The following is a 25,159-nucleotide window of genomic DNA, read 5'->3' on the forward strand; positions in this document are numbered from 1 at the left end:
GTCATATGAAATGGTACGGTAAATTATACCTTGGTATATTAATTGCAATATTGTATATTCCAATTTTATTTTTAATGGTATATTCATTTAATTCTGCTGGGAATATGATTCATTTTGAGCATTTCACTTTGGAACATTATCAATCCTTGTTTAGTAATAATCGTCTAATGTCAGTTATATTTAATACGATTGCTGTTGCCTTGTTAGCGGCGGCTTTTGCTACTGTGATCGGTACAATGGGAGCAATTGGTTTATACCATTTGAGAAATAAAAAATTAAAAGTTTCATTGTTGACGCTCAATAATGTATTAATGGTATCTTCTGATGTAGTGATTGGTGCTTCGTTTTTGATTATGTTTACAGTCATTGGCCATTTTACTGGTTTAGGTTTAGGATTTTTAACGGTGCTCATTTCCCACATTGCATTTTGTATACCAATTGTTGTGATTATTGTATTGCCTAAATTATATGAAATGAATGATCATACATTAAATGCAGCACGTGATCTTGGAGCGACTGAATTGCAAGTATTAAACAAAGTCATGTTACCTCATTTAATGCCCGCAGTTATTGGTGGTTTTTTTATGGCGCTTACCTATTCACTTGATGACTTCACAGTAAGTTTCTTTGTTACTGGTAATGGTTTTAGTGTACTATCTGTAGAAGTATACGCCATGGCAAGAAAAGGAATAAGTATGGAAATTAATGCGATTTCTACTATATTATTCTTAGTTATCATGCTGGGTATATTAGCTTATTATTTAATTCAGAACACGCTAAAACACAAAAAACATAGCAAAAGAGGTGTGCAACAATGAAACGATTTTTACAATTAATTATAATTTCAATTGTTGTTGGCGTGATTTGTTTACTTATAAGTCAAAAGTTCACATCTAAAGACCATTCTGCGAGTGGTGAAAAAATATATGTCTATAACTGGGGAGAGTATATCGATCCTAGTTTGATAAAAAAATTCCAAAAAGAAACGGGTATTGAAGTAGTTTATGAAACATTTGATTCTAATGAAGCAATGGAAGCAAAAATACGGAATGGTGGCACAAATTATGATGTTGCTTTTCCAAGTGAATATACTGTTCAAAAATTAAAAAAAGAGAATTTGTTATTGCCGCTAAATCATGAGAAAATACCAAATATGAAGAATTTAGATTCAGATTATATGAATATGTCATTTGATCAAGGTAATCGATACTCTGTTCCTTATTTCTTTGGCACAGTAGGAATTCTTTATAATAAAAAAGCTTATCCGAATGATCATTTCGATTCTTGGAAGCAACTATATGATAAAAAGTATAACAATGATGTACTCTTGGTTGATGGTGCTAGAGAAGTCATAGGTTTAGCCTTGAATAAATTAGGCTACAGTTTAAATGATACAAATTCACAACATTTAGCAGAAGCTGAAAAAACATTATCACACCTAGGACCCAATGTTAAAGGTGTTGTAGGTGATGAAATAACGATGATGTTAGAGCAACATGAAGCAAATGTTGCGGTTGTATGGAGTGGCGTAGCAGCACCTATGGTACAAGGTAGTGATGAATTTAACTATGTTGTACCGAAAGAAGGATCTAATCTTTGGTTCGATAATATGGTGATGCCTAAGACAGCACAAAATAAAGCGGGCGCCTATAAATTTATGAACTTTCTATTAGACGAAGAAATTAGCAAGCAAAATACTGAATGGGTTGGTTATGCGACACCTAATAAAGCAGCAAGAGAGAAATTACCAGATGAAGTTAAAAATGATAAACGTTTTTATCCTACACAGCAAGACCAAAAAAGACTGGAAGTTTATAAAGATTTAGGTAAAGAAACATTAAGCGAATATAATGAGCGATTTTTAAATTTTAAAATCTCCTTGAAATAAGGCGTAGTTAGTAGTTATTTTGCCATTAATTCGCTATAATAGTTTGACAAGCAATATAAGGAGTTGTAAAAATATGTCAGGAGAGCAATATACTCAAGTTAGACGACCAGTGAGTCGACTAGCAGAAAAAGTATTAGGTTGGTTAAGTTGGGTATTCTTATTACTACTAACCGTAATTACGATGTTTATTGCACTAGTATCTTTTAGTAGTGAAACATCAATACAAAATTTAGAAACAACGCTAAATGGTAATGACTTTGTTCAACAAATTCTAGCAAATAATAGTTTGAATACGACACAATTTGTTATTTGGCTACAAAATGGTGTATGGGCAGTCATTGTATACTTTATCGTATGTTTACTGTTATCATTCTTAGCACTGATATCTATGAATATTAGAATCTTATCAGGGTTCTTATTTTTATTGGCTACGGTTATAACATTACCGCTCGTATTATTATTTGTACCACTTATCATACCAATTCTATTTTTAATCGTTGCAATCATGATGTTTGCTCGAAAAGACAAAGTAGAAACAGTACCTGCATATTATACAGAAGGTTATAGAGGTCATTATTCTGATTATGATCAACCGTCAGAACCAGAACCACAACCACAATCTCAATATTATGAGAAACAACAAACTGCTGATGTTGAACAACCTACTAATGATGATTCGTTAAGAAGAGGGGGCTATTCATCTGAAGTTGCTAATAAAGTAAATGGTAAAAATGATGCGACTGAAGAGGAACCTCAAGTTCTATCAAGACAAGCAAAATACAACTATAAGCAGAAAAAACAAAATGAGACGCAAGCAGATGCGCAAAATGTGGAAGATGATTTTGGTAATGTGAGTGATGTGTATGATGAATCTGGTGAATACGTATCTAAGCATAACCAAGAAGATGAAGCAGCTGCAGCACAACGCAGGCAAGAAGAACATGAAGCGGAGCAACGTCGTCAACAAGCTGAGGCCGAAGAAGCGGCGCGATTAAAACAAGAAAAAGCTGAAGAAAAAATGCGTGTTAAGCAAGAGAAGAAAGAACGTAAGAAGCGCGAAAAAGAAAGACGCAAACAACAGCCGAGCGCAGTTAGTCTACGCAGACAAAATTTTGAAGAACGCAAAAAGATGACGTCTCATGAAACTGAAACACCTAATGATTCAGTTCAAGAAACTGAAAAAGATCAACAAGATAAATCGTAATAAGAGACGATGCTTAATAAAAAAGATGAGCGAGGACATAAAGTGTACCTCGCTCATCTTTTTTATGTTTATCTTTTACATAAAATATTCATTTTAGTTATATACAATAATGCTATATATTATAACTCTTGGAATGTTTGAATAATTAGGTAAATATTTAGAATGCTAAGTATAATGATTAAACACCATGATATGATATTGACCCATAATTTATTTTTAAATTGTCCCATCAAACGTTTGTCATTCGTTGATAATTGAAGTGGAATGAGTGAAAATGGTAAAGCTAAACTTAAAAATACTTGTGAAAATACTAATAATTGTTCCATTTTTGCTTCATTACTATTAAAGACGATTAAACAGATAATGATAGGTAATATCGCAATTAAACGTGTAATCAATCTTCGTAACCAATTTGGTATTTTTAAATTTATAAAACCTTCCATGACGATTTGACCTGCCATTGTTCCAGTTATTGTAGAATTTTGACCTGACGCAAGCAGTGCGATTGCAAATAAAGTACTCATAATTGCACCTAACGACGCACCTAATAATGGTTGATTCTGTAATGCATTATATAAATCATAGAATCCACCTAATTGCTCTGTATTTACACCAAAGAAAAGCGCTGCGCCTAATAATAGTAATAAACAATTCACGATGAATGCAATTGATAATTGTATATTTGAGTCCATTGTTGCATATTTGATTGCGTGTGCTTTTGATTGTGTGCTATTGCGATCATACATACGTGATTGAACGATTGATGAATGTAAATATAAGTTGTGCGGCATAATTGTCGCTCCGATAATACCTAATGCAATAAAGAGTGCACCATTATCTGTAATAATTGTTGAACTCGGAACAAAACCATTTAATACTTCAGTAACGTGAGGTGATGCAATAAATACCTCGAAAACAAAAATAACAAGTACTGTGAATATAAGTGTTCCCACAATGGCTTCGATTTTTCTAAAACCAAAGCGCATAATAAATAGTAATAAGAAAACATCAAATACTGTGATTAACGCGCCTACAAGAAGCGGAATACCAAATAATAAATCTAAGGCAATGGCACTACCTATAACTTCTGCTATATCTGTCGCGATAATTGCTAACTCAGCAATGATCCAAAATACAAATGCAACGGGTTTATTTAAATAGTGTTTAGTAGCCTGAGCTAAGTCCATACTTGTTGCTATTCCTAACCTTACTGTCATACTTTGTAATAACATTGCTGACAGACTAGAAAGTAAAATCACGAATAGCAAAATGTATCCAAACTGCGCGCCACCTTGCATAGAAGTAATCCAATTACCTGGGTCCATATAGCCAACAGCGACTAATAAACCTGGCCCTAAAAATGAAAATAATTTTTGGCTAAATTTGCCATGAGTATTGATGGAAACCGTATTATTAATTTCATCTAAACTCTTATTATGGGTTTGAACATGATTTTTCAATACCCCCACCTCCATATTCATTTATTAACACTTTATAGATTACTCCAAAATAATTATTAGGTCAACCTAAAAAATACATAGAGAATAAATTTCTTGGCTACATTAAAATTTGAATAGGGGCTATTGATTAATTAGTTTGATCATTATACGAGATGATTTTTAATTAAATGCAATTTTGATATGATAGAGGAAAGTATAATCTAAGGAGGAAGTCGATGAATAGGAAACCTGAACGTATCATGGCGTGGATTGCAAATGGTCTTAGTATACTGTTTCTATTATTAATGGTTCTAGTCTTTTCATTTATGAATGTACCAGAATTTAAAGAGGCATTTCATCAAATGAATCAGCAACAAGGACTAGAAATGTCGATGGAAACATTTAAAACATCTATTATGTTTCAAGGCGTTTTATTAATTATTTCTACGATACTTGGTATATTGGGAACTTTTATTATCAAAGGAAATCGTGTGTTGGCTGCTTGTGTTTTTATAATTGCAGCAATCACTAGTATATTTTCCGGGAATTTTGTTGCGCTCATTTTGTGGTTTATTGTTGGTATCATGTTATTCGTCAAAAAGGATAAGCGCTTTGATCATCACAAAGGTATTGTTTCAAACGATAACGCTAATGATACGCATAATGCCAATCGAACTGAGGACATGGATCCAGATCGTGAAATGAAACAGAAGAAAGATAATGACCCTTATATTTATTAAGTATCATTAGGCAACATACAAAATATCATGATTTAAATCTGTGTTAATAAATAGCGTGATAACGCAAAAAAACAACTGACCTCATACATTGTCGTACCTTCATAAATGAGTTATATAACTCATTTATGAAGGTGACATTAGAATCGTATAGGTCAGTTGTTTTTATTTATAAAATTTTAACAGTTGTTCAAACGTTTCTTCTAAGAAAGATAGGAAAGCTTTATCATTTTTAAGGTGTTCTGAATTTGGTGACAAAGTACGAGCAACGAAAAATTCACCTTTTTTCACTTCTTTAACGCGCTTAAACGCTTTGAATAAATCTTCGTCAGTCATATTGTGGATATACGTTTTTTCTTGACTCATATGGTCTAAACTCACGCTATAATCTGAGGGTAAATTTCTCAATGCATCGAATTGATCTACAAAAGCTTGTACTTGTTGCGCTTTATCCTTGGCTTCATGCATCACACCATACATAACGAACAATTGATTTTCAAAAAGGCCTATTTGAAAATGTGGTTGCATTTTATAACCACGATTATTTGTTGCAAAAGCGACCCAAGTATCTTTGGGTGGATTGACACTTCTACGTGCATGTTTAGCAACATGTGGATAGAAAATTTCGCCAGTAGCAGTTTCCAAGTATTGTGCGAAGTAGTCACCCAAATGATTTAATTGTGGTCTAACGCGTTCGTTGAGTGCTTCCATTCTTGCATCAAGACCATCAACAGTGAATGCTTTAAAATTCTTAGGTTTAAATGTATATTTAGTCATTTGGTCCTCCTATAATCATTCTATACGTTTGTATTGTAGCATAATATAAACATTGAAACATTTGCTTTGCTCTATACCCTTATGATACTGAATAAGTGATATCTAGTGCGTGTATACAACGAGTAAAAAGGGTAATTATAATAGATAAATCATACTTAGATGAAATTTAATGCTTGATTATTGAAGTATTTAATAAATTGTTGGCTAATATCTTTTTAAGTATTAACTAATGTATAATAAATAGTGAACAAGGAGCTGATACAATGACTGTTTATGAATTTGCAAAAGGCCTTATATTAGAAGCAGGAATCAATGTAAAAAAAATAATGAAACAAGACATTAAGATTGAGACAAAATCAAATCCTAATGATCTAGTGACGAATGTGGATAAAGCTACGGAGAAATATCTTTTTGATAACATCAAGCAAACATACCCGAATCATTTAGTTATAGGTGAAGAAGGACATGGACATGAGCTGAAAGACGAGGCAGGGGTAGTTTGGGTTATCGATCCAATTGATGGTACGTTGAATTTTGTACATCAGCAAGAAAATTTTGCAATTTCAATCGGTATCTATAATGATGGGAAACCATATGCTGGCTTTGTTTATGACGTTATGAACGATGTATTATATCATGCTAAAACGGGTGAAGGCGCATATGAAAACGGTAATTTGTTACCAGCAATTTCTTCCACACAACTAAAAACGAGTATTATTGGTATTAATCCCAATTGGCTAACTAAACCACGCTTAGGTGAAATGTTTAAACCCATCGTAAATGAAGCAAGGAGCGCGCGTGCCTATGGTTCTGCAGCGTTAGAAATCATACACGTGGCAACTGGTAAATTAGGTGCATATATGACACCTAGATTACAACCATGGGATTTTGCAGGTGGTTTGATTATCTTAAATGAAGTGGGGGGCGTCGGCACAAACTTATTAGGAGAACCCTTATCCATATATGAACCGAGTTCGATTATAATGGCAAATAAGGATTTACATTCAGAGTTAATAGATAACCATTTCAAAAAAAATTATGAAATAGTTCAATTATTACAGCAAAAATTAAAAGCTAAAAATGATTAGCTAAATCGATTTTTAAAAATAAAAAAGCGTCTCACTCATACTTAGAAGAGTGAGACGTATTTATGAATATATGTTAAATCAACATGAAATTATAGCCAATCATTTTCACGATATTTCTTTTTCAACGTGAAACCGTAACCAAATGTTGCAATGAATAATATAAATGTTAAAATCATGAATGGAACATTTGTAGCAGCTAAACTGAAGCTAAATAAAAGTAAAAATACTATAGCAACCACAGCGAGTACCCAAAATATTGCTTTTGATTTTTTTTGTTGCATCCCTACCACACCTTTATAGTTTTCTTTAACCAATTATATGATATAATAAAAAAGTTGCAAAGAAAAGTGGGAATTTACTCGAGAAAGGAAATTGTATAAAAATGACTAAAATAAGAGAAGATGTTCGTAATATAGCTATCATTGCTCACGTTGACCATGGTAAAACGACACTTGTAGACGAATTGTTAAAACAATCAGGAATTTTCCGTGAGAATGAGCACGTAGACGAAAGAGCAATGGATTCAAATGATATTGAAAGAGAACGTGGTATCACTATCCTTGCGAAAAATACAGCAGTAAATTACAAAGATAATCGAATTAATATATTAGATACACCAGGACATGCTGACTTCGGTGGAGAAGTAGAACGTATCATGAAAATGGTTGATGGTGTTGTCTTAGTAGTAGATGCATATGAAGGTACAATGCCTCAAACACGCTTTGTTTTGAAAAAAGCATTAGAACAAAACTTGAAACCAGTTGTAGTTGTAAATAAAATTGACAAACCAGAAGCTAGACCTGAAGGTGTAGTTGATGAAGTTTTAGACTTATTTATTGAATTAGAAGCAAACGATGAACAACTTGATTTCCCAGTTGTATATGCTTCAGCAGTGAATGGTACTGCAAGTTTAGATCCAGAAAAACAAGATGAAAACATGCAATCATTGTATGAAACAATCATTGATTATGTACCAGCTCCTGTAGATAATAGAGATGAGCCACTTCAATTCCAAACAGCACTATTAGACTATAGTGACTATTTAGGACGTATTGGTGTTGGTCGTGTATTTAGAGGAACAATGCGTGTCGGTGACAATGTATCATTGATTAAATTAGACGGATCAATTAAAAACTTCCGTGTAACAAAAATCTTTGGTTTCTTCGGTTTGAAACGTGAAGAAGTTAATGAAGCATATGCCGGGGACCTAATTGCTGTATCAGGAATGGAAGATATTAACGTTGGTGAAACAGTAACGCCAACTGATAACCAAGAGGCATTACCAGTATTAAGAATTGATGAACCAACACTAGAAATGACTTTCAGAGTAAACAATTCTCCATTCGCAGGTCGTGAAGGTGATTACGTGACTTCACGTCAAATTCAAGAACGTTTAGATCAACAATTAGAAACAGACGTTTCTTTAAAAGTTACACAAACTGAATCTCCAGATAAATGGATTGTTGCAGGTCGTGGTGAATTACACTTATCTATATTAATTGAAAATATGAGACGTGAAGGTTTCGAATTACAAGTTTCTAAACCACAAGTTATCTTAAGAGAAATTGATGGCGTACAATGTGAGCCATTTGAACGTGTACAATGTGAAGTACCACAAGAATATACAGGTGCTGTGATTGAATCATTAGGACAACGTAAAGGTGAAATGTTAGACATGGTCACTACAGACAATGGCTTAACACGTATTATCTTTATGGTACCAGCGCGTGGATTAATCGGTTATACTACTGAATTTATGTCTCAAACACGTGGTTATGGTATTATTAACCATACATTTGAAGAATTTAAACCACGTGTTAAAGGCCGTATCGGTGGTAGAAGAAATGGCGCATTAGTATCATTAGATCAAGGTAAAGCAAGTTCATATGCACTTATGGGCTTAGAAGACCGTGGTGTAAACTTTATGGAACCAGGTACTGAAGTTTATGAAGGTATGGTTGTTGGTGAACATAACCGTGAAAATGACTTAACAGTTAATGTAACGAAAGAGAAAAACCAAACTAACGTACGTTCTTCTAATAAAGACCAAACAGTTACAATGAAACGTCCAAGAACGTTAACACTTGAAGAAGCTTTACAATTTATTAATGACGATGAACTTGTAGAAGCTACGCCAGAAAACATCCGTATTAGAAAAACAGTATTAGAGAAAAATGCACGTGAAAAAGAAGCGAAACGTATTAAACAATTAATGCAAGAAGATGAATAATAAAACGTTTTTTTTCTAAAACATTTTAATTTCAATATAAGAGGACTCATTCGTATTAAGGATGAGTCTTCTTTATATTTAAAATATTATTATTTTAACCATCTCAGGCTTGTAAGATAGACGAGCTTATAGTCTCACACGCTTACTATTGCTCTGGGCGTCAGCAAGTTATGTTATGATTCAAAATACGCATATTAATATTAAAAAAATAAAGGCACCTCATTTTAAAATTACCATTAAATAATTTAAAAATGAGGTGCCTTATTAATTAGAGACATTTATGTCACGGATGCTTTATTGGGTTGTTAGTATATTATTATCATATTTTAAGAAACGTTTTATTACATATTTAACTGTTTAACGATGATTATACGTTGTATCTTGATTACGTTGTTTTGGTGTATCAAGTCTACTTTTACATTCATCACACATAAACGTATGCATTGGATCGTTACGTAATCTTTTGGCTTCTAATGTATTTTGATCTATGAACACTTCCGTATCACAAATGATACATTTCACTTTCTTCATAACTAGATCACCTCTATACCAGTAACATATTGAAACTGATAAGAATATCCTTCTTCAGGAATATAAACAAAGCTATCAACAGAATAATCCTCATATAATCTTTTACCATCTTTGGCGAATTGGAAAAAGAGGTAAGGTAACAAGTCGATTGGTATTTCAATTGACTCATTATCATTAAACAAACGTATTGTGGTTGCATTATCATGAGGTTCAGCATTTTTGAAAAATGGTGTCATATTGATAACAAAAGATTTTTCTAATACTGCGCGTCTTTTATATTTAATTTCTGAATTTAGAGTTGGCGGATTCGTTTGACCTTCTAGAATGGCCCTATTCCATTCGCGATTATCGTCAAAATTGATTGGCTTTGTGCCGTCAAAAACGCCTTGTTCTAAATCTTCAATTTGTACTTTTCTGTCATCAAAAATCCAAGTCGTACTATCTAGCGTAATTGGAAATTTAACTTCACCCTTAATTTGAATCATAATCCCACTCCTATTGGCATAAATTACAAATATCTATAATCATTTTATTGAAAAAATTTTAGTGATAAAAATGACTTTTTTGTGAACAAAACACTTATCTATGTTACATTTAATTCAAGTTTAGCAGAGCTAAAAAATAAAAATCATTAAACCGTTTTCAAGTAATGGCCTGTATAAAGGCACATTGATTATAAATAAGAGTAAATTAAATTATCGTTACTATTAATATTATCACAAATTAGACAGTAACGTATATTCTTGAATTCACTTGCTTTTTACTATTTAGTATGATACACTCTTCTTATAAAGTTACAATTGATAGGGGGAGTATGTCTTGGAAAAAAATCAAAAAATTAACAATGCGGCATATGACCAATTGAATAAAGATGCTGATAGGATTCTCCAACTTATTAAAGTACAAATGGATAATCTTACATTACCTCAATGCCCATTATATGAAGAAGTACTTGATACACAAATGTTTGGATTACAAAAAGAAGTGGATTTTGCTGTACAACTTGGTTTAGTTGACAGAGAAGTGGGCAAAGATTTAATGCTTCGTTTAGAAAAAGAACTTTCTAAATTGCATGATGCATTTACTAATGTTTAATTTGGTTACAGTAGGTAGATTTATTTCTGGAAACATAAGATTCCAAAATTGATATATAAACTTATATAGGAATTTATTATTTAAAACTACATAAGTATTGTGAAAGTGGCTGGGACATCAATCATTTGTTGATCATTTCTTAGCCACTTTTGTCGTGCTTTAAAAAAATAACTCAACAATAAAATAAAATAATGATTATTAGTGTTATATTTGCTCGAGAAATTGTTACAATGTTTGATATAATGTTAAAAGTAAAATTTATTTTTATCAAACGATTACCGTAAAAGGATTACGGATGATTCAAATCACTTTTATTAAATACAGTTATCGAATTAACAAATAGAATATTAAAAATTAGAATTGGATGATATGTCATATGAATAACATAAAACGGTTTTTTCGATATATAAGTAAAAATGCCAAATATATCGATTATCCACTCGTAGTTACATATTTATTATTATGTCTAATTGGTTTGGTTATGGTATATAGTGCAAGTATGGTTGCTGCTACAAAAGGATCGTTGACAGGTGGCATATCCGTATCAGGTACGTACTTTTATACAAGACAATTAATGTACGTGATAATGAGTTTAGTTATAGTATTTTTCATGGCATTCTTCATGAATGTTAAATTATTAGAAACAATTAGATTTCAAAAATGGATGATGATTGGCATCATTATTTTACTTGCTGCAACACTAGTTGTTGGTAGTAATATCAATGGTTCAAAAAGTTGGATTAATTTAGGTTTTATGAATTTACAAGCTTCTGAATTGTTGAAAATTGCAATCATCTTATATATTCCTTATATGATTGAAAAGAAACGACCAAAAGTATTTAAACAGCCAAAATTAATGACTTCACCAATTATTTTAGCAGGATTGTGTATCGCATTAGTGCTGTTACAGCGCGATGTTGGACAAACATTATTGATCATGATTATATTCGTTTCAATACTTTTCTATGCTGGTATTGGTGTCCAAAAATCCATTAAATACGGTCTGTTAATTATAGTAGGTGTCGTTATTATTGGCTCGCTCTTCTTAATTATTGGTTTAGTACCAGATTACTTAACAGCAAGATTTAGTACGTTAACAAATCCATTTAGCCAAGAATCAGGTACGGGGTATCATATTTCTAATTCCCTAATTGCCATCGGAAATGGTGGCTTGCTAGGTAGAGGCCTAGGCAATAGTATCATGAAATTAGGTTATTTGCCTGAACCACATACAGATTTTATTTTTTCTATTATATGTGAAGAATTAGGTTTAGTAGGTGGCCTTGTAGTCATTTGTTTACTATTCTTTATCGTCTATAGAGCCTTTGAGTTAGCTAATAAGACAAATTCTTATTTTTATAAACTCGTATGTGTTGGTGTAGCTAGTTATATAGGAAGTCAAACTTTCGTTAATTTAGGTGGTATTTCAGGTACAATTCCTTTAACAGGGGTGCCATTACCATTTATCAGTTTTGGTGGTTCATCTATGATTAGTTTAAGTATCGCTTTAGGTTTATTACTTATTACCGGTAAACAAATAAGAATAGAAGCTTATAGAAAAAAACAAGCGAATAAGAAAAAGACTCATATTGGAATGACTAGACGGTATTAATAAAAAACTAAATTCAATGTTTAATAATCAGTAAAAGGATTTAAAGGCAAACATTTTAACTTTTAATAGTTGAAATGTTTGTCTATTTTTTTACAATTTAAACCTAATTTTGAAATACTTTTTACAGATAGATATAATGATAATAAAAAGTTATCAATAGTAATAACTTTTTATTAATGTTAATACGTGATATAATTTTCTTCTAAGCTTGTTATAGTAAGGCTTTCGATTTATTCGGAAGAAGTACATTTAAATTATAAAAATTTTAAAATTTAACATCTTATAAATAGTTTCAAGATAAAACTTAATAATTTATTACTGTATACATTGTTCGTATTTTGCTATAATGAAAATCATATCTAACTTTTTAGAAAATTCAAAATTTAAGGGGGACCATGATGTGAAACAAATAAACAAGCTTTTGGTAGCCAATCGTGGTGAAATAGCAATAAGAATTTTTAGGGCAGCGACAGAATTAGATATTAAAACAGTTGCAATTTATTCAAATGAAGATAAAGGGTCTTTACATAGATATAAAGCAGATGAATCTTATTTAGTAGGCAAAGGTTTAGGACCTGCTGAATCTTATTTAGATATAGAAAGAATCATTGATGTTGCTAAGCGTGCAGATGTAGATGCGATACATCCTGGTTATGGCTTTTTAAGTGAAAATGAAACATTTGCTCGTAGATGTCAAGAAGAAGGAATTAAATTTATTGGTCCACGTGTTGAACATTTAGACATGTTTGGCGATAAAGTTAAGGCAAGAACAACAGCAATTAATGCGGATTTAAGAGTCATTCCAGGTACGGATGGTCCTATTGATAATCAAGAGGATGCGATTGCATTTGCTAATGAAGCAGGTTACCCATTGATGATTAAAGCGACAAGTGGTGGCGGCGGTAAAGGTATGCGTATCGTACAATCGGAAGATGAATTAGAAGACGCATTCCATCGAGCTAAATCTGAAGCGGAAAAATCATTTGGTAATAGTGAAGTATATATTGAAAAATATATAGACAATCCGAAACATATTGAAGTACAAGTTATCGGTGATGAACATGGTAATATCGTACATTTATATGAACGTGATTGTTCTGTACAAAGACGACACCAAAAGGTAGTAGAAGTGGCACCTTCAGTTGCATTGTCAGATGATTTAAGGGAACGTATCTGTGAAGCAGCAATCCAATTAATGGAAAATATTGAATATGTCAATGCGGGTACGGTGGAATTCCTTGTATCGGGCGAAGAATTCTACTTCATTGAAGTTAATCCGCGTGTTCAAGTGGAACATACGATTACTGAGATGATTACAGGTGTTGATATCGTTAAAACACAAATACTTGTTGCTGATGGTGAAAATCTATTTGACGAAGAAATAAGTATGCCAAGTCAAGCAGATATTAAAACATTAGGATATGCGATTCAATGTCGTATTACTACTGAAGATCCAACAAATGATTTTATGCCAGATACTGGACGTATCATAGCTTATCGTTCAAGCGGTGGTTTTGGAGTGAGATTAGATGCTGGTGATGGATTCCAAGGTGCAGAAATTTCACCTTATTATGATTCGTTATTGGTAAAATTATCTACACACGCTATGTCTTATAAACAAGCAAATGAAAAAATGGATCGTTCATTACAAGAAATGCGAATCCGTGGTGTGAAAACCAATGTTCCGTTTTTAATTAATGTTATGAGAAATGAGCAATTTAAAACAGGTGATTATACTACTAAATTCATTGAGCAGACACCTGAGTTATTTGATATTGAACCGACATTAGATAGAGGTACAAAAACGTTAGAATATATTGGTAATGTTTCGATTAATGGATTTCCAAATGTAGAAAAACGACCTAAACCGATCTATGAAACATCGCCAATTCCACAAATCCCTAGAAAAGAAATAGCAAAATTAGAGGGAACGAAACAAATACTGGATACTAAAGGACCTAAGGCAGTAGCAGAATGGTTAAAAGAGCAAGACGATGTATTAATCACCGACACTACATTTAGAGATGCGCATCAGTCATTATTAGCTACACGTGTGAGAACAAAAGACATGATGAATATTGCTTCTAAAACAGCTCAAGTAATGAAAGACAGCTTTTCATTAGAGATGTGGGGCGGTGCAACTTTTGATGTTGCGTATAATTTCTTGAAAGAAAATCCATGGGAACGCTTAGAAAGATTAAGAAAAGAAATTCCAAATGTTTTATTCCAAATGTTATTACGCGCCTCAAATGCTGTTGGATATAAAAATTATCCAGACAATGTTATAAAAAAATTCGTTAAAGAAAGTTCAGAAGCTGGCATAGACGTGTTCCGTATCTTTGACTCTTTAAATTGGGTTGATCAAATGAAAGTGGCCAATGAAGCTGTACAAGAAGCGGGTAAAATTTCGGAAGGGACGATTTGTTATACAGGAGACATATTAAATCCAAATCGTTCGGATATTTACACTTTACAATACTATGTTGATATGGCGAAAACACTTGAACGTGAAGGATTCCATATATTAGCGATTAAAGATATGGCGGGATTATTGAAACCTAAAGCTGCCAATGAACTAATTGGAGAATTGAAAGCTGCGGTTGATTTACCAATTCACTTACACACACATGACACAAGTGGAAATGGTTTATTAGTGTATAAACAAGCTATAGATGCAGGTGTAGACGTCATTGATACTGCAGTAGCTTCTATGAGTGGTTTAACAAGCCAACCAAGTGGCAACTCTTTATATTATGCATTAAATGGATTTGATAGAAATATGCGTGCAGATGTAGATGGTATGGAAGAGTTATCACACTATTGGGGTACAGTACGTCAATATTACAGTGATTTTGAAAGTGATATTAAATCACCTAATACTGAAATTTATAAACACGAAATGCCTGGTGGTCAATATTCGAACCTAAGCCAACAAGCTAAAAGTTTAGGATTAGGCAATCGATTTAATGAAGTAAAAGAAATGTATAGACGTGTGAACTTCTTATTTGGTGATATTGTTAAAGTAACGCCGTCATCTAAAGTTGTAGGTGACATGGCATTGTACATGGTACAAAATGATTTAGATGAAGATACTATTATAAAAGATGGCTATAAATTGGATTTCCCTGAATCAGTTGTGTCATTCTTTAAAGGTGATATTGGACAGCCAGTTAATGGTTTCAATAAAACGTTACAAAAAGTTATTCTCAAAGGGCAATCTGCCATTACAGATCGACCAGGGGAACATTTAGATCCTGTTGATTTTGAAGCAGTAAGAAAAGAATTAGAAGAAAAACAAGAGAGAGAAGTAACAGAACAAGACATCATAAGTTATGTGCTATATCCTAAAGTTTACGAACAATTTATAGCAACACAAGAACAATTTGGAAATGTGTCTCTTTTAGATACGCCAACATTCTTCTTTGGTATGCGTTCAAATGAAACGGTTGAGATTGAAATTGATACAGGTAAACGTTTAATCATTACACTTAAGACAATTACGGAACCAGATGAAAAAGGTATACGTACAATCTTTTATGATATGAATGGTCAAGCGCGACGTATCTTTATTCAAGATGAAAATGTTAAGGCGAATGAAAGTGTTAAGCCAAAAGCAGATAAATTAAACCCAAATCATATTGGTGCACAAATGCCAGGTTCAGTTACGGAAGTGAAGATTGCTGAAGGAGAATCTGTAACGAGTGGTCAAGCGTTATTGATTACTGAAGCTATGAAGATGGAAACAACGATTCAAGCACCGTTTGATGGCGTTGTTAAAAAAGTTACAGTACAAAGTGGTGAAGCAATTGAAACAGGCGACTTATTGATTGAAATTGAAAAAGAACCTGTTGATTAGTTTAAAAATAAAAAGCAAGCTCAGTTTTCTTAAAAACTGAGCTTGCTTTTTATGTGATTATATACCCAAACCGTTAATTATCCGCCACTTCGAATTGTACGTAACATTAATATGATAAAGTATGCGATTAATCCGAAGAGTAATGTAATAAACAATGCATGTAACAATGCGATGAATAAATTAACTTCAGTAATAATGGATAATGCGCCTGTTGTTACTTGTAAGATAACTAAAATAAATGCCGCTGTATAACCGTAACGAATTGTACGATTTTCTCTATAATTGTTTACGGCGTGGATAAATGTAATTAAAATCCAAATAAAGGCAATGAGTGCCATACCTCTATGTGTTAAATTTACCCAATCCTGAACATTATGTGGCATTAAATCATTAAACGGTAATGGCCATTGACCATACGCTAAACTTGCTTCTTTATGTCTTACTAAAGCACCTGTATATATCGTCATATAAACAATGAGTGCCATAATCCATGTATAAATTCTCAATGGTTTTCTAATAAACAATTCATCAGCTTCATATTTACGGTCAACTTCATATATAATTAAAGTTAATACAAATACAGATGAAAAGGAAATTAAAGAGATACCAAAGTGAAGTGCTAATACATATGCATTTTGTTGCCACATTACTGCTGCCGCACCAACTAAAGCCTGAATTAGTAAGAAACCAACACTAATACAAGATAATGGTTTAACTTCTTTGATATAACCAATATGTTTCCAAGCAACAATAACCAACCATAAAACGACAATTAATGATAAGCCAGATACTGCACGATGACTTAATTCAATTAATGTTTGAATTGGTAAATTTTGAGGTAAGAACGCGCCATGACAAAGTGGCCAGTCAGATCCACAACCATCTGCTGAACCTGTTTTTGTTACTAACGCGCCACCAAGTTGAACAAAAGCCATTATGACTGTTGCTAACACAGATAACCATTTAAGGTTTTTTTTGCTAAACAAGAATTAACCCCCCACTTTAAAAATATAATAATGAAAATATTTAATTACGCCCAGTAGTGCTAAAAGCAACTTAGGTATACATAATGATACATCTCATTCATATATTTTTATATGTTCATAAATCTTAAATTTTATTATAACAATAAATAGCAAATAAAATGTGTCACAAAAATGACTTTTTGCTAATGTCGATAAAGTGTCACAAATATCTTTACATTAATGTAGTCAATCGAACAAAATTAATATATCATTGTATTATATGAAAAAAATAGGAGGGAAATTATGAACAAAGAACAAACTTTGGCGCATAATTCTAGCCGTGTAACTTTTAAAGAGTTACAGCAAATCATCAAAATGGGCTTGGTTCAAGGGAATTTAATTCCTGCATTTGCTGGATCATGGTTAGCGATTGTGTTGGCAAATCATTCCTTCCTCTCGTCAATACCACAAATCTTAATGATGTTAGTGGGCTCTACGTTAATTATGGGGGGCGCATGTGCTTTAAATAATTACTACGATCAAGATATTGACAGTATCATGCCAAGTAAACAACAGAGACCTACAGTTAATGAAAGAATTTCAAATAGAAATTTATTAATTCTCAGCTTTGGAATGATGCTCATAGGGGAAGCATTACTATTTGCACTCAATATACCTTCAGGCGTTATTGGTCTATTGGGCATTGTTGGTTATGTATCATTTTATTCAATTTGGTCTAAAAGACATACGGTTTGGAATACAGTCATAGGCAGTTTTCCAGGAGCAGTTCCACCGCTAATTGGTTGGACAGCGATAGAAGGAAATATAAGCTTAGTAGCCGTTGCACTATTCTTAGTTATCTTCTGTTGGCAACCGATTCATTTTTATGCTTTAGCAATTAAACGTAAGGATGAATATTCATTAGCAAATATACCAATGTTACCATCAGTTAAAGGATTTAATCGTACGAGAGTAAGTATGTTTTTCTGGTTAGTTGTCTTGTTACCACTACCATTCTTATTAAGTAGCTTAGGTGTTACATTTATTGTGTTAGCTACTTTATTAAATTTAGGATGGCTGTACTTAGGATTAACAAGCTTCAAAAAAGATACAGATCAAACAAAATGGGCAACAAAAATGTTTATATATTCACTAAACTATTTAGTCGTTTTCTTCGTACTCGTTGTTGTCATCTCGCTCATTCAAATGTTTTAATAACTTATGATAAGGATGTATTATATGAACTTACCAATTTTACCCACAATCAGTACAAGCTTTATTGTAATTAGTGCAATCCTTATTGCAATAGGTTGGCGTCAAATATGGAAAAGAAAAATTGAAAGTCATAAAAAGGTAATGTTGGCTGCAGCATTTTTTGCACTAGCATTCTTTATCATTTATGCTTCAAGAACAATTTTTATAGGTAATACTGCATTTGGTGGTCCAGATTCTATCAAAATTTATTATACAATTTTCTTGATTTTCCACATTAATTTGGCAACAATCGGGGGCATTTTAGGACTTGTACAAATCATTACCGCCTTTAAAGATAAATTTAAGGTACATAGATTTGTTGGACCTATAGCATCGATTGTCTGGTTCTGTACAGCTATTACAGGTGTAGCTGTATACCTATTGCTTTACGTATTATATCCAGGTGGCGAGACAACATCGCTACTTAAAGCAACGTTTGGATTATAATAATCATAAATAAAGCGTTAGTTTTTTAAAAGGCATATAAGAGGAGTCATCTCAATGAGATGACTCCTCTTTGTTTTGAATAGCTAACAAGACAATTAGCGTTCTGTATATCTTTTTAAGTGCTTGGCTGTAAGCGACGCATTTATTTGAAGTAAACCTTGAGGTTCCCCTTGATAAAGTAATTGGCCTCCTTTTTCACCTGCAAATGGTCCGATATCAATAATCCAATCAGCATAAGTCATCATCGTTAAATTATGTTCTATAATAACAACTGTATTGTGTTCATCGATGAGTCGTTTAAAGCAATCTATTAATATGGGGATATCATCTTCATGTAAACCAGTCGTTGGTTCATCAAAAACAAAGATATGTTGGTGGACAGTCTTTGTTAAGTATTTACTTAATTTGACTCTTTGTACTTCGCCACCAGACAATGTATCAAGTGTTTGTCCCAATGTCATATAGTTTAAACCAGTTGATTTTAAAGCTTGGAGTGGTTGAGCGATATCCTTATTTTTATTGAAAAAGGTGATTGCTTCATCAACCGTTAATGCTAAAATATCAGCAATATTATACCCCTCCACTTTAGCATCTAACACTTCTGGTTTGTATCGTTTACCATGACAAACATCACATGTTTGTGTGAAATCTGGCATAAAGGCTAGCTCTGTTTTGATAATGCCTCTACCGTGGCATTCAGGACAAGCACCTGCAGAATTATAGCTAAACAACGATTTCTTTAAACCGGTTGCTTCACAAAAATATGAGCGCACATCATCAAATATATTTAAATAAGTCAATAAATTGGAGCGACTCGAAGCATGCGCTGGTTTTTGGTCTATAAAAATGGTATCTGCTAGCGCTTCTAAACCTGCATGGATTAACGAACTTTTACCAGAACCCGCAACACCAGTTACGACAGTCATAGCTTGTTCAGGCAGTGTCACAGTCATATTCTTAATATTGTTACGAGAAACATTCTTTAAATTTATGAAATTTGAAGCGCTTAAATTCGGTGATTTTAATTGGTGCGTTCTGCGTAAAGCATCACCAGTATGTGTTGTTGAATTGAGTAACTCATGATAACTACCTGTAAAAGTAATGTCACCACCATATTTGCCAGCTAAAGGACCTAAATCAATAATATGATCGGCTATTTTTATAACATCTGGGTCATGTTCGACTACTAAAACTGTATTCCCTTTATTTTTCAAGGACAGAATAATTTCATTAATACGCTGAATATCTTCTGGATGAAGTCCAATACTCGGCTCATCAATAATATATACTAAATCACTCAACGCACTGTTTAAATGTCTAATGAGTTTAATTCTTTGTGATTCTCCACCTGATAAAGAGGTGGTTTCTCTAGATAAAGTTAAATAATTTAAGCCGATATAACTCAATGATTCTAACTGCTGTTGCAATGGTTCAATAATGACATTTGCTTTTGGTGAATCAATTTTTTTGATGAATTTTAAAGCATCATCAATTGATAAATTTGTAAAATCAGCAATATCTAAGTTATTGATTTTACACTTTAAAACTGAAGTGCTCAGTCTTTTTCCGTGACAAGTAGGGCATTTTTTAGAAGTAACCACTCTATCAATCGCTTCTTTAAATTTATTTTTTTCAAAGTTGTCATTCAATAAAAATGAACGTCTAAATCTATGGATGAGACCTTCAAATTTTGCAGTCTTAGGCCAGTTTTCTGGTGGGTGTTTAATTTTCATTGGCTTAGCGTACAAGAAGGTATCTAGTTCTTCTTTGGTAAAATGTTTTAATTTTTTATCGTTGTCAAACAAACCAGAATATAAATAGCGTTTTCCTCGCCAACTATCTGGTCTGAAAGAAGGGAAACGTATCGCATCTTCATTGAGCGATTTATTAAAATCTAATAATTCATGTAAATCAATGTCCTCAACGTAACCAAGCCCTGAACAAGTTTCACACATACCTTTAGGATTATTAAATGAAAAGATATCTGAGTAACCAACAAACGGTTTGCCAATTCGTGACCAAAGTAATCTCACAGATGCATAGATGTCCGAGATTGTACCGACTGTAGAGCGAGAATTTCCACCTAATCTTTTTTGATTTATAATCATTGCCACTGGTAAATGTTCGATTAAGTCGACCTTTGGTTTTGAAAATTGAGCTAGTTGATGTTGTATGTATGTTGAGTAAGTTTCGTTTAAAAGCCGTTCTGATTCTGCGGCAATTGTATTAAGCACTAAAGAAGATTTTCCTGAACCCGAACGCCCAGTAAAAACAGTTATTTGATGTTTAGGTATATCAACAGAAATATTTTTTAAATTATTTTGCTTTGCGCCATGTATGCGTATCATTGACATGCATTTTCACCTCTTATTTCATAGTATACCCAAAGTTGAGTTGTGTATTACCTTAATTTGTAATAGAGCGTAATATGTTGAAAATCTGTCGTATTTTACAATATACTTCTAATATTACGACGGCATGCCTTGTTTGTGATATATTGAAACAGGTACAATAAATGAAAGAGAAGTATAGGTGGGTGAGCGATGAAAAAATTAATAATTAAAATTATTGGTGTACTGTTATTAATATGTTTCTTGATTTACCTTTTTTACTCACCACGTTTAAAGTTTGATGTTTTGGAGAATCCTAATAAAGATTCAACGAAGACTACTCAAAATGAAAATATTAATAAAAATGAGGAATCAGTTGAAAATCCGATGCCAAAAGAAGGTATCGGTACGTGGGTAGGTCAAAACCTAAAAAAACTTACAAATACATATGGGCAAGCTGAACGGGTTTATTCATATAAAGGTGATTTTAAAAATTATATATTTAAAGAGCATAATCAATATTATCTTGTTACAACAAAGCATAATATTATTAAATCTGTGTACGCAACTGGTAAAGATGCAAAAGTTGATCCATTAAAGATTTCCGATAATGCATCACATGTTTTTGAGAAATACAGTATTAATCCTGAACCAACGATTAAAGTTGATGGTAAAGAATATGAACTTGAATTATCTGATTTAGATATGAAGACGCAAACACTTATAAAGTTTAAAAATATTTATGCACAAATTTATATTGACCAACAATCAAATGAGATTGTAGCTGTTAGATATTTAGATAGCGAAGCCTTAGCAGCCTTTAAACCATATCAAATGTTAAGTTCTCAAGAAGATAAAGAAGTTCAAAGTGAGCATGATGATTTGCCCTATGAGCAAAATTCAAATCAATTGATGACATTATATGAAATTACAAATGAAATGAGAAAGTTAAAAGATGCCAAGCCACTTAAAATTAACAATGATATAGCTCATATTGCATCATTTAACTTGTATGAAGCTACAGGGACTGATAGTGTTGAATTTACAGAAGATGCTTTAAAACAACAGTTGAATGAACAAAAAATATCATTTGTCTCCACGAGTCAAAACGTAGGATATGATTTTAATGAAGTACCTACGTTGATTCATAGTTGGTTAAATTCGGATATCCATAGATCAAGGATGTTAAATTCAAAATATAATGAAATGGGTGGCGAAGTAACAAATGGTTATTACACACTTATTTTCGTAGAGGATAAATAGAAAGGAGATGGACGACGATGATTACAGAAGAAACTTTAACAGTGCTAGATGAAATAGAAATGCTCAGTGATAAAATATTACAATCTCGATTATATAAAGCATACAAAACAGCTGAACAGACATTAGCCAATGATGATGAAGCGCATCTACTTTATCAAGCTTTCTTAAAATCTAAAGAAAAATATGATGAAATTATGCGGTTTGGTAAATATCATCCAGATTATCAAAGTGTCATGTTAGAAACACGTAAACGTAAACGTGCATATGAAATGCTTGATGTAGTGATGGATTATAAACAAAAAGAAGTTGCTTTGCAGGAATTGATAGATCAAGTTATTGTGAAAATTGCTTACGCAGTTTCTGAGAATGTGAAGATTGAAGCGGGCAATCCATTTTTCCAAAAAGAATCAGGTGGTTGTGCCACTGGCGGTTCATGTGGTTGTTCATTATAAAAGATAGATTGGAATTTTTAAGAAAATAGTAAAGGAGGCAGAGCGCTAACAGGACTCTGCCTCCTTTTTTGTGAATTTAATCAGATATTGAAATCATTGTAAATAGCACTTGTCGTTTATTTTATAATATTTATTTGGGATACGTATTTTTAAATCTTTCTGCTAAATCAGGTCGATCAGTGACTAAGGTATGTGCACCATAAAAGATTAAATCATTCATCATATCTAAATTGTTAACACCATAGTAGCCTGGAACAATATTTCGTTCGTTTAACCATTGTATAAACTTGGGCGATGTTAGCTTAATCCCGTTAAAAGAAACAGGCATTTGAAACGTATTCGCACGAGGTTGGAAAGTATTGCCAAGACCTGTGAAGAATTTCAATACGCCTTCAGCTACTTCATTTTGACTTGCACCAATCGCCACAGTACCATGGCTAATTATATTAAATCTTTCAATTTGTTGACTGTGAAAACTTGTCACTAAAACGCGTTTTTGTGCATGGTGTGCAACGATGACTTCATAAATGATTTCTGGCGCTAATTCACCTTCTTTACTTTTGGGGTCATCTTTTAAATCCACATTAATTAATTGATTTGGATAATGTTTTAATAATTCATCAAATGATAATATTTTGGCATCTTCATGTCCACGATAAACTTTAGTACCATTAATATCGGTGAATCGATAACCTGCATCTAGTTGTTTTAATTCTGCTAAAGTATGTTCAGATACTTTACCTGATCCATTTGTAGTACGATCAACAGTAGCATCATGAAATACTACAAGTTTATGGTCTTTCGTAAGTCTGACATCTGTTTCAAAACCATCTATATCATGTGCGACTGCATTATCAAAAGCAAGCTTAGTTTGCTCTGGTCTGACAGCCATACCACCTCGATGTGCAAAAATATATGGTGCAGTTCTAGAAAAGAAAGGTGGTATACTTTGATTATGCGGTTTTGTTTTATATTTATTAATAAAAATTAAACTTCCTACCAAACCGACTGTGCCTAAAAATCCAGCTTTAATTATGTTATTAATTTTTGTCACGAGCCTTCCTCCTCAAATTTGGGTATATAGAGTAATATAGCAAAAGTTCATGCTACATCAAAATAATTATTATTTATAAAATGGAAAAGCCATGATATTATATAATAGCTAATAAATGGAGTGATGAATAAATGAATATTGTACCAAGAACAAGTATAATTATATATCTAAAACATATGAAGCATGAAAGACAAGTACGTAAATTCGGGCATATTGTCAGTACTAATAGACAAGAGAGATTTGTTGTCATGTACATTAATGAAGACGAAGCGGATCAAATTGTTGATAAATTAATGAGATTAAAATACGTGAAGCATGTTGAAGGTTCACCTTATAAATATTTGAAGAAAGTTTATGAGAAAGAACAGCATGAAGTTTTATAATATGAACTTAACGATACTGCTGCATACTGACTGAAGCAGTTGCTATATCAGCGTTAACAATAGGGAAGCCACAATAGTATATGCAATAGCTATAGTGGCTTTTTGTTATATTATTGCAAAGGTGGAATCCATCTTTGTAAGCGCAAGACACTTGTTAAATAATTAAAATATAATTCAGTGTCGTGAAATCGTTCGGTGGGCTGGACGTCAACAGCTTTTATATTGACGTGATATTTTTCAGCCTGGTTATTTATCAGTTCAAATTTTTTATTGGAATCAGGGTAAGGGTATTTCACTGCGTTAAGCATAATATACATTGCTTGGAAATGTTGTTCACTGGTTGGTTGCATGATGATAGCGACAGATGAACGTGCGTGTGCACAATTTGGAGAATGAAAATAAACGATATGTGCTATACGTTGGTGGTTATATTCTATTAATGTATTAAATTCGAATAAATCTGTAAGGCCTTCTCCGAGCTTTATAAATGATTGTTTCAAAATACGATGCCTCCTTATCTGCAGTATGCATTATATAAAATATATTTTGAGAAT

23 protein-coding genes are annotated in these 25,159 nt (G+C 32.6%); 14 read left to right on the forward strand and 9 right to left on the reverse strand.

Going from position 1 to position 25,159, the window contains the following annotated elements; translation table 11 throughout:
- Positions 1-5 precede the first annotated feature (5 nt).
- The 3 genes from ACM595_RS00990 (at position 6) to auxB (ending at position 3,092) form a co-directional block, all read left to right on the forward strand.
- The gene (locus tag ACM595_RS00990) at positions 6-818 is read left to right on the forward strand and encodes an ABC transporter permease (protein WP_041079068.1); all 813 of its coding nucleotides are present in this window, start codon (positions 6-8) and stop codon (positions 816-818) included.
- On the forward strand, positions 815-1,888 hold the full coding sequence (locus ACM595_RS00995) for an ABC transporter substrate-binding protein (RefSeq protein WP_037538832.1): 1,074 nt from the start codon (positions 815-817) through the stop codon (positions 1,886-1,888). The genes ACM595_RS00990 and ACM595_RS00995 overlap by 4 nt, the downstream gene beginning before the upstream one ends.
- 73 nt (positions 1,889-1,961) lie before the next feature.
- Positions 1,962-3,092, forward strand: coding sequence for a lipoteichoic acid stability factor AuxB (gene auxB, locus ACM595_RS01000; RefSeq protein WP_419744417.1), 1,131 nt, complete (start codon positions 1,962-1,964; stop codon positions 3,090-3,092).
- A 119-nt stretch (positions 3,093-3,211) separates the two neighbouring features.
- Here the strand turns inward: auxB and ACM595_RS01005 are convergent, their stop codons facing one another.
- Positions 3,212-4,567 carry an Nramp family divalent metal transporter gene (locus ACM595_RS01005; RefSeq protein ID WP_419744486.1) on the reverse strand — a complete coding sequence of 452 codons (1,356 nt, stop codon included), beginning with the start codon at positions 4,565-4,567 and terminating at the stop codon, positions 3,212-3,214.
- A 200-nt stretch (positions 4,568-4,767) separates the two neighbouring features.
- On the opposite strand from ACM595_RS01005, the gene ACM595_RS01010 reads away from it, so the two are divergent.
- On the forward strand, positions 4,768-5,271 hold the full coding sequence (locus tag ACM595_RS01010) for a DUF4064 domain-containing protein (protein ID WP_002483665.1): 504 nt from the start codon (positions 4,768-4,770) through the stop codon (positions 5,269-5,271).
- Positions 5,272-5,433: 162 nt separating this feature from the next.
- Here ACM595_RS01010 and ACM595_RS01015 read toward each other — a convergent pair whose 3' ends face one another.
- On the reverse strand, positions 5,434-6,045 hold the full coding sequence (locus ACM595_RS01015) for a YktB family protein (protein WP_002483664.1): 612 nt from the start codon (positions 6,043-6,045) through the stop codon (positions 5,434-5,436).
- A gap of 263 nt (positions 6,046-6,308) precedes the next feature.
- Here ACM595_RS01015 and ACM595_RS01020 point away from each other — a divergent pair, with 263 nt between their 5' ends.
- On the forward strand, positions 6,309-7,133 hold the full coding sequence (locus ACM595_RS01020; RefSeq protein ID WP_002483663.1) for an inositol monophosphatase family protein: 825 nt from the start codon (positions 6,309-6,311) through the stop codon (positions 7,131-7,133).
- Positions 7,134-7,222: 89 nt separating this feature from the next.
- On the opposite strand, the gene ACM595_RS01025 is transcribed toward ACM595_RS01020, so the two are convergent.
- Entirely contained in the window at positions 7,223-7,414 is a 192-nt protein-coding gene (locus tag ACM595_RS01025; RefSeq protein WP_037538825.1) for a DUF5325 family protein, read from the reverse strand.
- Positions 7,415-7,515: 101 nt separating this feature from the next.
- Here ACM595_RS01025 and typA point away from each other — a divergent pair, with 101 nt between their 5' ends.
- A complete protein-coding gene (typA, locus tag ACM595_RS01030; protein WP_002483661.1) occupies positions 7,516-9,363 on the forward strand; it encodes a translational GTPase TypA in 1,848 nt (615 codons plus the stop codon).
- Positions 9,364-9,720: 357 nt separating this feature from the next.
- On the opposite strand, the gene ACM595_RS01035 is transcribed toward typA, so the two are convergent.
- Together ACM595_RS01035 and ACM595_RS01040 are read right to left on the reverse strand one after the other, a co-directional pair.
- The gene (locus ACM595_RS01035; RefSeq protein WP_011303405.1) at positions 9,721-9,894 is read right to left on the reverse strand and encodes a DUF2197 domain-containing protein; all 174 of its coding nucleotides are present in this window, start codon (positions 9,892-9,894) and stop codon (positions 9,721-9,723) included.
- Between the two features lie 2 nt (positions 9,895-9,896).
- Positions 9,897-10,379 carry a hypothetical protein gene (locus ACM595_RS01040; protein WP_002483659.1) on the reverse strand — a complete coding sequence of 161 codons (483 nt, stop codon included), beginning with the start codon at positions 10,377-10,379 and terminating at the stop codon, positions 9,897-9,899.
- A gap of 334 nt (positions 10,380-10,713) precedes the next feature.
- Between ACM595_RS01040 and ACM595_RS01045 the strand changes: the two genes are divergently transcribed.
- The 3 genes from ACM595_RS01045 to ACM595_RS01055 all read left to right on the forward strand — a co-directional run bounded on the left by ACM595_RS01045 (position 10,714) and on the right by ACM595_RS01055 (position 16,457).
- A complete protein-coding gene (locus ACM595_RS01045) occupies positions 10,714-10,989 on the forward strand; it encodes a YlaN family protein (RefSeq protein ID WP_002483658.1) in 276 nt (91 codons plus the stop codon).
- Between the two features lie 376 nt (positions 10,990-11,365).
- A complete protein-coding gene (ftsW, locus tag ACM595_RS01050) occupies positions 11,366-12,601 on the forward strand; it encodes a cell division peptidoglycan polymerase FtsW (protein ID WP_115338588.1) in 1,236 nt (411 codons plus the stop codon).
- A 400-nt stretch (positions 12,602-13,001) separates the two neighbouring features.
- Entirely contained in the window at positions 13,002-16,457 is a 3,456-nt protein-coding gene (locus ACM595_RS01055; RefSeq protein WP_164548947.1) for a pyruvate carboxylase, read from the forward strand.
- A gap of 77 nt (positions 16,458-16,534) precedes the next feature.
- On the opposite strand, the gene ACM595_RS01060 is transcribed toward ACM595_RS01055, so the two are convergent.
- The gene (locus ACM595_RS01060) at positions 16,535-17,443 is read right to left on the reverse strand and encodes a COX15/CtaA family protein (RefSeq protein ID WP_011303402.1); all 909 of its coding nucleotides are present in this window, start codon (positions 17,441-17,443) and stop codon (positions 16,535-16,537) included.
- A 282-nt stretch (positions 17,444-17,725) separates the two neighbouring features.
- On the opposite strand from ACM595_RS01060, the gene cyoE reads away from it, so the two are divergent.
- Positions 17,726-18,637 (forward strand): heme o synthase, encoded by a 912-nt coding sequence (cyoE, locus tag ACM595_RS01065; RefSeq protein ID WP_002483654.1) that lies wholly within the window; start codon positions 17,726-17,728, stop codon positions 18,635-18,637.
- Positions 18,638-18,661: 24 nt separating this feature from the next.
- Positions 18,662-19,123: a DUF420 domain-containing protein gene (locus ACM595_RS01070; protein WP_011303401.1), complete on the forward strand. Its 462-nt coding sequence runs from the start codon at positions 18,662-18,664 to the stop codon at positions 19,121-19,123.
- Positions 19,124-19,218: 95 nt separating this feature from the next.
- Here the strand turns inward: ACM595_RS01070 and ACM595_RS01075 are convergent, their stop codons facing one another.
- A complete protein-coding gene (locus ACM595_RS01075; RefSeq protein WP_069821871.1) occupies positions 19,219-21,477 on the reverse strand; it encodes an ATP-binding cassette domain-containing protein in 2,259 nt (752 codons plus the stop codon).
- A 189-nt stretch (positions 21,478-21,666) separates the two neighbouring features.
- Here ACM595_RS01075 and ACM595_RS01080 point away from each other — a divergent pair, with 189 nt between their 5' ends.
- Together ACM595_RS01080 and ACM595_RS01085 are read left to right on the forward strand one after the other, a co-directional pair.
- Entirely contained in the window at positions 21,667-22,716 is a 1,050-nt protein-coding gene (locus ACM595_RS01080) for a CAP-associated domain-containing protein (RefSeq protein WP_037538811.1), read from the forward strand.
- A gap of 17 nt (positions 22,717-22,733) precedes the next feature.
- Entirely contained in the window at positions 22,734-23,168 is a 435-nt protein-coding gene (locus ACM595_RS01085; protein ID WP_002483650.1) for a YlbF family regulator, read from the forward strand.
- 130 nt (positions 23,169-23,298) lie between these two features.
- On the opposite strand, the gene ACM595_RS01090 is transcribed toward ACM595_RS01085, so the two are convergent.
- Complete coding sequence (locus tag ACM595_RS01090) at positions 23,299-24,222, reverse strand: glycerophosphodiester phosphodiesterase (protein ID WP_115338586.1); 924 nt, start codon at positions 24,220-24,222, stop codon at positions 23,299-23,301.
- Positions 24,223-24,353: 131 nt separating this feature from the next.
- On the opposite strand from ACM595_RS01090, the gene ACM595_RS01095 reads away from it, so the two are divergent.
- Positions 24,354-24,605, forward strand: coding sequence for a YlbG family protein (locus ACM595_RS01095; RefSeq protein WP_037538808.1), 252 nt, complete (start codon positions 24,354-24,356; stop codon positions 24,603-24,605).
- Between the two features lie 110 nt (positions 24,606-24,715).
- Here ACM595_RS01095 and ACM595_RS01100 read toward each other — a convergent pair whose 3' ends face one another.
- The gene (locus tag ACM595_RS01100; RefSeq protein ID WP_041079087.1) at positions 24,716-25,105 is read right to left on the reverse strand and encodes a DUF7147 family protein; all 390 of its coding nucleotides are present in this window, start codon (positions 25,103-25,105) and stop codon (positions 24,716-24,718) included.
- Positions 25,106-25,159: the final 54 nt, after the last annotated feature.

The sequence above is a fragment of the Staphylococcus sp. LKG3-1 genome, assembly GCF_048568385.1.
In the GTDB taxonomy this organism is placed as follows: domain Bacteria; phylum Bacillota; class Bacilli; order Staphylococcales; family Staphylococcaceae; genus Staphylococcus; species Staphylococcus saprophyticus.

What these genes read in the sequence shown, in the direction of transcription:
- ACM595_RS00990 (WP_041079068.1), top strand. Translation starts at nt 6, where the DNA reads ATGAAATGGTACGGTAAATTATACCTTGGTATATTAATTGCAATATTG.
- ACM595_RS00995 (WP_037538832.1), top strand. Translation starts at nt 815, where the DNA reads ATGAAACGATTTTTACAATTAATTATAATTTCAATTGTTGTTGGCGTG.
- auxB (WP_419744417.1), top strand. Translation starts at nt 1,962, where the DNA reads ATGTCAGGAGAGCAATATACTCAAGTTAGACGACCAGTGAGTCGACTA.
- ACM595_RS01005 (WP_419744486.1), bottom strand. Translation starts at nt 4,567, where the DNA reads ATGGAGGTGGGGGTATTGAAAAATCATGTTCAAACCCATAATAAGAGT.
- ACM595_RS01010 (WP_002483665.1), top strand. Translation starts at nt 4,768, where the DNA reads ATGAATAGGAAACCTGAACGTATCATGGCGTGGATTGCAAATGGTCTT.
- ACM595_RS01015 (WP_002483664.1), bottom strand. Translation starts at nt 6,045, where the DNA reads ATGACTAAATATACATTTAAACCTAAGAATTTTAAAGCATTCACTGTT.
- ACM595_RS01020 (WP_002483663.1), top strand. Translation starts at nt 6,309, where the DNA reads ATGACTGTTTATGAATTTGCAAAAGGCCTTATATTAGAAGCAGGAATC.
- ACM595_RS01025 (WP_037538825.1), bottom strand. Translation starts at nt 7,414, where the DNA reads ATGCAACAAAAAAAATCAAAAGCAATATTTTGGGTACTCGCTGTGGTT.
- typA (WP_002483661.1), top strand. Translation starts at nt 7,516, where the DNA reads ATGACTAAAATAAGAGAAGATGTTCGTAATATAGCTATCATTGCTCAC.
- ACM595_RS01035 (WP_011303405.1), bottom strand. Translation starts at nt 9,894, where the DNA reads ATGAAGAAAGTGAAATGTATCATTTGTGATACGGAAGTGTTCATAGAT.
- ACM595_RS01040 (WP_002483659.1), bottom strand. Translation starts at nt 10,379, where the DNA reads ATGATTCAAATTAAGGGTGAAGTTAAATTTCCAATTACGCTAGATAGT.
- ftsW (WP_115338588.1), top strand. Translation starts at nt 11,366, where the DNA reads ATGAATAACATAAAACGGTTTTTTCGATATATAAGTAAAAATGCCAAA.
- cyoE (WP_002483654.1), top strand. Translation starts at nt 17,726, where the DNA reads ATGAACAAAGAACAAACTTTGGCGCATAATTCTAGCCGTGTAACTTTT.
- ACM595_RS01070 (WP_011303401.1), top strand. Translation starts at nt 18,662, where the DNA reads ATGAACTTACCAATTTTACCCACAATCAGTACAAGCTTTATTGTAATT.
- ACM595_RS01075 (WP_069821871.1), bottom strand. Translation starts at nt 21,477, where the DNA reads ATGTCAATGATACGCATACATGGCGCAAAGCAAAATAATTTAAAAAAT.
- ACM595_RS01080 (WP_037538811.1), top strand. Translation starts at nt 21,667, where the DNA reads ATGAAAAAATTAATAATTAAAATTATTGGTGTACTGTTATTAATATGT.
- ACM595_RS01085 (WP_002483650.1), top strand. Translation starts at nt 22,734, where the DNA reads ATGATTACAGAAGAAACTTTAACAGTGCTAGATGAAATAGAAATGCTC.
- ACM595_RS01095 (WP_037538808.1), top strand. Translation starts at nt 24,354, where the DNA reads ATGAATATTGTACCAAGAACAAGTATAATTATATATCTAAAACATATG.